A 7,165-nucleotide genomic window follows, 5' to 3' on the forward strand; every position below is an offset into this window, starting at 1 on the left:
TTTTCATCGCAGGCCAGACCGGAGCACGCGTCAACACGCTATACTCCCGCTCTTTTTTCCGGAGCGACGTCATGTCCCTGCCTAGCCTGCGCCTCAAAGCCAACGCCGACCGTCGCCTGCGCAACGGCCACTTGTGGGTCTACAGCAACGAAATCGACGTGGCCGCCACGCCTCTGCACGGCTTCAAGGCCGGCGATCAGGCGGTGCTCGAAGCCGCTGGCGGCAAGCCGTTGGGCATCGTCGCCATGAGCCCGAACAATCTGATCTGCGCGCGTCTGCTGTCACGCGACATCAAACTGGCACTCGACAAGTCGCTGCTGGTGCATCGCCTGAATGTCGCACTGTCGTTGCGCGAGCGTCTGTTCGACAAGCCGTTCTATCGTCTGGTCTACGGCGACGCCGACCTGCTGCCGGGTCTGGTGGTCGATCGCTTCGGCGACATCCTCGTGGTGCAGATCGCCTCGGCGACCATGGAAGCGCATAAAGACGACGTGATCGCCGCGTTGACCCAGGTGCTCAAGCCAAGCGGCATCCTGTTCAAGAACGACTCCGCCGCCCGCGATGCCGAAGGCCTCAACCGCTACGTCGAAACCGTATTCGGTCTGGTGCCGGAATGGGTCGCGCTGGAAGAAAACGGCGTGAAGTTCGAAGCGCCGGTCATCCAAGGGCAGAAAACCGGCTGGTTCTACGATCACCGCATGAATCGCGCGCGCCTGGCACCTTACGCCAAGGGCAAACGCGTACTTGATCTCTATAGCTACATCGGTGGCTGGGGCGTGCAGGCCGCTGCGTTCGGCGCCAGCGAAGTGTTCTGCGTCGACGCCTCTGCATTCGCCCTCGACGGTGTCGAGCGCAACGCTGCACTGAACGGCTTCGCTGACAAGATGACCTGCATCGAAGGCGACGTCTTCGAAGCGTTGAAGGAACTCAAAGCCAGCGAAGAGCGCTTCGACGTGATCGTTGCCGATCCGCCGGCCTTCATCAAACGCAAGAAAGACATGAAGAACGGCGAAGGCGCCTACCGTCGTCTCAACGAGCAGGCCATGCGCCTGCTGACCAAGGACGGCATTCTGGTCAGCGCTTCGTGCTCGATGCACCTGCCGGAAGACGATCTGCAGAACATCCTGCTGACCAGCGCCCGTCACCTGGACCGCAACATCCAGATGCTCGAACGTGGCGGTCAGGGCCCGGATCATCCGGTGCATCCGGCCATCGCTGAAACCCGCTACATCAAAAGCATCACCTGCCGTCTGCTGCCCAACAGCTGATTGCGCTTGAACACCGGGGAGCCACTGAGCTCCCCGTTTTTTTGCGCCCTCCCTCCCCCAGTTTTTTACACTCGACATGAGTGCCCTGCCCTCTTCCTACAACTTCTTTCTCGCTGCCTTGCAGGAAGTTTCGTCACGCCTGTCAATCATGGAAATTAAACCTACACAACAAGCCGCTTGCAAAAGATCACTCCGACAAAATTACTGGAATATTCCTACTTAATATCTGCTTGCCAATATTCGATTACAAACTAATATGAAGTTGTCGCAACGAAGCGACTCCAACTACCAACGAACAAGGAGTTCACATCATGAAAACCATTTATCTCGAAACAGACAAACTCGCCAACCTGGCCTTTCTGGTTGCAGCCACCGGCCGCTAAGTAGCCTGGACGCCGGAGAGTGCCGGCACTCTGGCGTCCATCAGACTTTTCCTGAGTGATCTGAACCCATGTATATCAATCCTTTTCTTTTTATATTGCCGCGCCCGCCCGGACAAGTAGTCTGGAACTACAAGAACCACACTCAACACGAACTTGATCTTGAATACTCCCATCGCCTCGCCAGCCTTATACACAACCCTGATATATTTGACCCCAACAACGTAATAGACAGTCAACTTCTGAACGCAGGCATTCTAACAACTTCAAAAATAGACAGCCCGGATTGGGGCTGGGATGAACTATCGAAGATCTATCACATCGGCACACAAAATATACCTTGCGCACATACGCCTCGGAATATTCACGAGTGGTCCAGGCAATATCTGGCGCACTGCAGCGAAGTGCTGGCGAAGCCGGAACCTGCGAACACCCCGGCGCCGCGATCAGTGCAGCCCTTGATTACCCTGCCCGTACCGGGCGCCATTAATGATGACAGCCTGACTCAGGCCCTGATGAGGCGCAAAACCTGTCGTTCCTACACCGGTGCGGCGGTGACACTGAACGAGGTCGGCACGCTGCTGTATCTGACCCTCGGCTATCTTCCCCCGCGCGAAGACGCCCACGCCGATCCGGTCGCGCCGGGTCTCGAGGCCCGCCGGAGCTGCCCGTCCGGCGGCGGATTGAACGCCTGTGAGGGATTTGTCCTGGCGCAAAATGTCAGCGGGCTGGAACCCGGCATCTACGCCTACCACCCTGCCGAACACGCTCTGAGTCGGATCAATGCGCTGCCGGATCCGGAACTGGGCCAATTGCTCGGCGGCCAGCACTTCATCAACAACCTGCCGCTGGGCGTGTTCATCACCGCCAGGTTTGATCGTCTCTGGTGGAAGTACGAACACTCGCGCGCCTATCGCATGGCATTCATCGAGGCCGGTCATCTATCGCAAACCTTTCAACTGGTAGCAACAACGCTGGGGCTGAACACCTGGCTGACCGGCGCATTTGCCGATGCACAGGTTGAAACCCTGCTCGGCATCGCCGGCAGCGCCGAGCAACCGCTGTTCTTTGTCGGTTGCGGCGAAAGCGATGGTCACACCATGTGCCAGGAAATGCGTGATCTGCTCAGCGGAGCACAGTCATGATTTCCACGGCGATGGACGAGAGCGAAGCCCCGGTGTCATGGTCGCTGAAATTCACGCTTCCAGACTGGGAGAGCCGTGCATCGGTACGCAGCAGTACCCATGACTACCGGTTACCGGGCGATGTCGAGCAGCAATTGCAAACCCGCTACTGGTTCCCCCCGGCCTTTGTGCCCTATCTGGCGCATCCGGCCATCCAGGCCAAGGGGCGCGAAACCCTGCACCTCCTTACCGCCAATCATCTGGTGTATTTCCTCGACTACACCACCCTGCTCGAACACCGCATCGTCAACCGCGCGGTGGAAGTCATCGCGCACCGCGAACTGCCCATCTACATACCGCTGCCGATGAAGCATGCAGCACTGCAGCTGTATACCGACGAGGGCTACCACGCGCTGTTTTCCAACCAGATTGCCGAGCAGATCGCTGCGTATTACAGCATCACCCGGCGTCCGGTCATTCCGAAGCGGATCAGCCGCATGAACGCCTTGATCGCGCGCACGCCGGAGAAAAACCGCGCTCTGGCCTGGTTCCTGCTGGGATTTGTCTCGGAAACGATCATTGCCCGCGAGTTGCTGGAGGTCTGTCGCGACACGCTGGTGTCCAGCGTGAACGACATGCTGCGTGATCACCTTGCCGACGAAGCCCGGCACAGCCGTTATTTCGCCGAAGCCTTCCATTACTTCTGGATTGCGATGAACAGTCGTCAGCGCCTGTTCGCCAGCAAGACCCTCGTGGAGATCATTTCCATTTTCTTCGAAGCAGATGAAAGCTGGCTGCAACAAAGCCTGCGTTCGGCCGGTATTGCCGAGATCGACGTGATGGAGATTGTCGGCAGCACGGTAACGGTGCAGGCCAACCGCGCTCGTGCACGCGCTGGCTGCAAGCCTACTGTGGAGGCTCTGCACAAGGCCGGCTTCTTTGCATTGCCCCATAACCAGACACTCTTCGCCAAAGCAGGATTGATCGATGGATAAACACAGCCGTGCAACCACCCGCCGACAACAGCGCGGAGCAATCAGCCTGTTGTTGGCGATGATCCTGCTTGGCGTGTTTCCGCTGGATGTGCTGCTGCCTTCCTTTCCGGCATTGGCAGCCCACTTTGGCCGATCGTCAAACGACATCGCGCTGTCAATCAGTCTGTTTGCCGTGGGCATCGCATTTGCCCAGTTATTGATCGGCCCGTTGTCCGATGTGATCGGGCGCAAAGGTCTGCTGCTTGCCGGCATGAGCGTGTCGCTGCTCGGCGCACTGGGCTGTGTGCTGAGCAATGACTACACGCTGTTCCTGATTTTCCGGGTGATGCAGGCGCTGGGATGCGGTTGCTTCGTGCTGTCCCAGGCACTGGTGCAGGATCTGTTCGAAGGCAACGAGCGTGATCGCCTGCGGATCCTGATGGTCACCGCCACGGGCATCTTCATTTCGGTATCACCATTGGCGGGCACGTTTCTGCAGGCCACGCTCGGCTGGCGCGGCAGCTTCTGGGTGTTCATCGCCTTGGCCGCCGTGGTTCTGGTGAAGACGTGGCGGCTGCTCGATAACAGCCGTCCTCCTCATGATGCCAACCGCCTGGGCTTCATCCAGTCCTATCAGCGCGTCCTGAGCAATTTCGAATTCGTCGGCTGCTGGCTGATTTCCGCCTTCGCTTTCGCCTGCCACTTTTCCTTCATTGTCATTTCCCCGCTGATCTTCATGGAGCAGCTGCAGATGGCACCTTACGATTTCGCCTTGATCCTGCTGATCTACGGCGCCGCCTATGTCTTTGGCGGCCTGTTCGCCAGCGTGCTGAATCGGCATATCAATGCGCAACAGCAGATTTTCACCGGGCTGAGCCTGATCCTGCTCTCGGGGCTGGTGATGCTCTATCTGGCGGCCAGTCATGATCTGTCAGCGGCGACTGTGCTGATTCCGATGCTGATCTGCACGGTAGGCACGACCATTTCACGCCCGCCGGCTACCTCCCGCGCCATGAGCCTGTTCGCCGAAAATGCCGGCGCATCGGCGTCCGCCGGCAGCACCATCATCTTTATCTGTGGCGGGCTGGTCAGCGCCTTGATCAGCCTCGGCCCGGCCAACCTGCAAGCGACGCTGGGTTACGGCTTCGTGGTGCTGAGCGGCGTATCGCTGTTGCTCAACAGCGTGATTGGCCGTCGCGTCAGCAACCTGCGCAGCAATCCGGTGATGCCGGGAGGCGACCACTGATCCTGCCAGTCGTCATCCCGCGTGCCTCTTCAACGGGGGAACAACGCTTTGCGCCATTCCCTCGCGACGCCAGCGGTGTAGAATCGCCTCATTCATCGCCATTCATCCCCGGCGGGTTTATGAGCTCAGGCTGAGACCAGCGGCGATCCCGCAACGTCATCGGCAGCTTCCGGACACACGGCCATTTTTCGGGTGTTTCAGAGGTCAACAGAAGCTCACTCCCCTTTAGTACGTGATTAGCCGCCCGGAGTGCTCCATGCCAGATTACCGCTCGAAAACATCCACCCACGGCCGCAACATGGCCGGCGCCCGCGCACTGTGGCGCGCCACCGGCATGAAAGATGACGACTTCAAGAAGCCGATCATTGCCATCGCCAACTCGTTCACCCAGTTCGTCCCGGGGCATGTGCACCTGAAGGACCTGGGTCAACTGGTCGCCCGCGAAATCGAACGCGCCGGTGGCGTGGCCAAGGAATTCAACACCATTGCTGTCGATGACGGCATCGCCATGGGCCACGACGGCATGCTGTATTCGCTGCCGAGTCGCGAGATCATCGCCGACTCCGTCGAGTACATGGTCAATGCCCACTGCGCCGACGCCATCGTGTGCATTTCCAACTGCGACAAGATCACCCCGGGCATGCTGATGGCCGCGCTGCGCCTGAACATCCCGGTGATCTTCGTTTCCGGTGGCCCGATGGAAGCCGGCAAGACCAAACTCGCTTCCCACGGCCTCGACCTCGTCGACGCCATGGTAATCGCCGCCGACTCCAGCGCTTCTGACGAGAAAGTCGCCGAGTACGAGCGTAGCGCCTGCCCGACCTGCGGTTCGTGCTCCGGCATGTTCACCGCCAACTCGATGAACTGCCTGACCGAAGCACTGGGTCTGGCCTTGCCGGGCAACGGTTCCACTCTGGCCACCCACAGCGACCGCGAACAGCTGTTCCTCCAGGCCGGTCGCACCATCGTCGAGCTGTGCAAGCGTTACTACGGCGAGAACGATGACTCCGTGCTGCCGCGCAACATCGCCAACTTCAAGGCGTTCGAGAACGCGATGATGCTCGACATCGCCATGGGCGGTTCGACCAACACCATCCTGCACTTGCTCGCAGCTGCCCAGGAAGCCGAGATCGATTTCGACCTGCGCGACATCGACCGTCTCTCGCGCAGCGTGCCGCAGCTGTGCAAAGTTGCACCTAACATCCAGAAGTACCACATGGAAGACGTGCACCGCGCCGGCGGCATTTTCAGCATCCTCGGTTCGCTGGCCCGTGGCGGCCTGCTGCACACCGACCTGCCGACCGTGCACAGCCGCAGCATGGAAGAAGCCATCGCCAAGTGGGACATCACCCAGACCAGCGACGAAGCCGTGCATCACTTCTTCAAGGCAGGTCCGGCGGGCATTCCGACCCAGACCGCGTTCAGCCAGTCGACCCGTTGGGAAACCCTCGATGACGACCGTGAAAACGGCTGCATCCGCAGCTTCGAGCACGCCTATTCGAAAGAGGGCGGCCTCGCCGTGCTGTACGGCAACATCGCGCAGGACGGCTGCGTGGTGAAAACCGCCGGGGTCGATGAGTCGATCCACGTCTTCGAAGGCAACGCGAAGATTTTCGAAAGCCAGGACAGCGCCGTGCGCGGCATCCTCGCCGACGAAGTGAAGGAAGGCGACATCGTCATCATTCGCTACGAAGGCCCGAAAGGCGGCCCGGGCATGCAGGAAATGCTCTACCCGACGTCCTACCTGAAATCCAAAGGTCTGGGCAAAGCCTGCGCGCTGCTCACCGACGGGCGTTTCTCCGGCGGCACTTCCGGCCTGTCGATCGGTCACGCTTCGCCAGAGGCTGCGGCCGGTGGCGCGATCGGTCTGGTGCAGGATGGCGACAAGGTGCTGATCGACATTCCGAACCGCTCGATCAACCTGTTGGTCAGCGACGAAGAACTGGCGGCACGCCGCGCCGAGCAGGATAAGAAAGGCTGGAAACCGGTCGAGGTGCGCCCACGCAAGGTGACCACCGCCCTCAAGGCCTACGCCCTGCTGGCGACCAGTGCCGACAAGGGCGCTGTGCGTAACAAAGCGATGCTCGACGGGATTTGAGGCAGCTACAGCTGCAAGCTGCAAGCTGCAAGCTGCAAGCTGCAAGCTGCAAGCTGCAAGCTGCAAGCTGCAAGC

The 7,165-nt window shown here is 59.8% G+C and carries 5 protein-coding genes; all 5 read left to right on the top strand.

Features of this window, described 5'->3' with window-relative positions:
- The first annotated feature begins 71 nt into the window (after positions 1-71).
- Positions 72-1,268: a class I SAM-dependent rRNA methyltransferase gene (locus tag D8U82_RS18970; protein ID WP_125925428.1), complete on the top strand. Its 1,197-nt coding sequence runs from the start codon at positions 72-74 to the stop codon at positions 1,266-1,268.
- 451 nt (positions 1,269-1,719) lie between these two features.
- The gene (locus D8U82_RS18975) at positions 1,720-2,793 is read left to right on the top strand and encodes a SagB family peptide dehydrogenase (protein WP_125925427.1); all 1,074 of its coding nucleotides are present in this window, start codon (positions 1,720-1,722) and stop codon (positions 2,791-2,793) included.
- A complete protein-coding gene (locus D8U82_RS18980; protein ID WP_130902731.1) occupies positions 2,790-3,767 on the top strand; it encodes a diiron oxygenase in 978 nt (325 codons plus the stop codon). The genes D8U82_RS18975 and D8U82_RS18980 overlap by 4 nt, the downstream gene beginning before the upstream one ends.
- Entirely contained in the window at positions 3,760-4,992 is a 1,233-nt protein-coding gene (locus D8U82_RS18985) for an MFS transporter (protein WP_125925425.1), read from the top strand. The genes D8U82_RS18980 and D8U82_RS18985 overlap by 8 nt, the downstream gene beginning before the upstream one ends.
- Positions 4,993-5,248: 256 nt before the next feature.
- On the top strand, positions 5,249-7,090 hold the full coding sequence (gene ilvD, locus D8U82_RS18990) for a dihydroxy-acid dehydratase (RefSeq protein WP_016772696.1): 1,842 nt from the start codon (positions 5,249-5,251) through the stop codon (positions 7,088-7,090).
- The last annotated feature ends 75 nt before the right edge of the window (positions 7,091-7,165 follow it).

The sequence above is a fragment of the Pseudomonas sp. Sample_23 genome, from assembly GCF_004307595.1.
Classification (GTDB): Bacteria; Pseudomonadota; Gammaproteobacteria; order Pseudomonadales; family Pseudomonadaceae; genus Aquipseudomonas; species Aquipseudomonas atacamensis.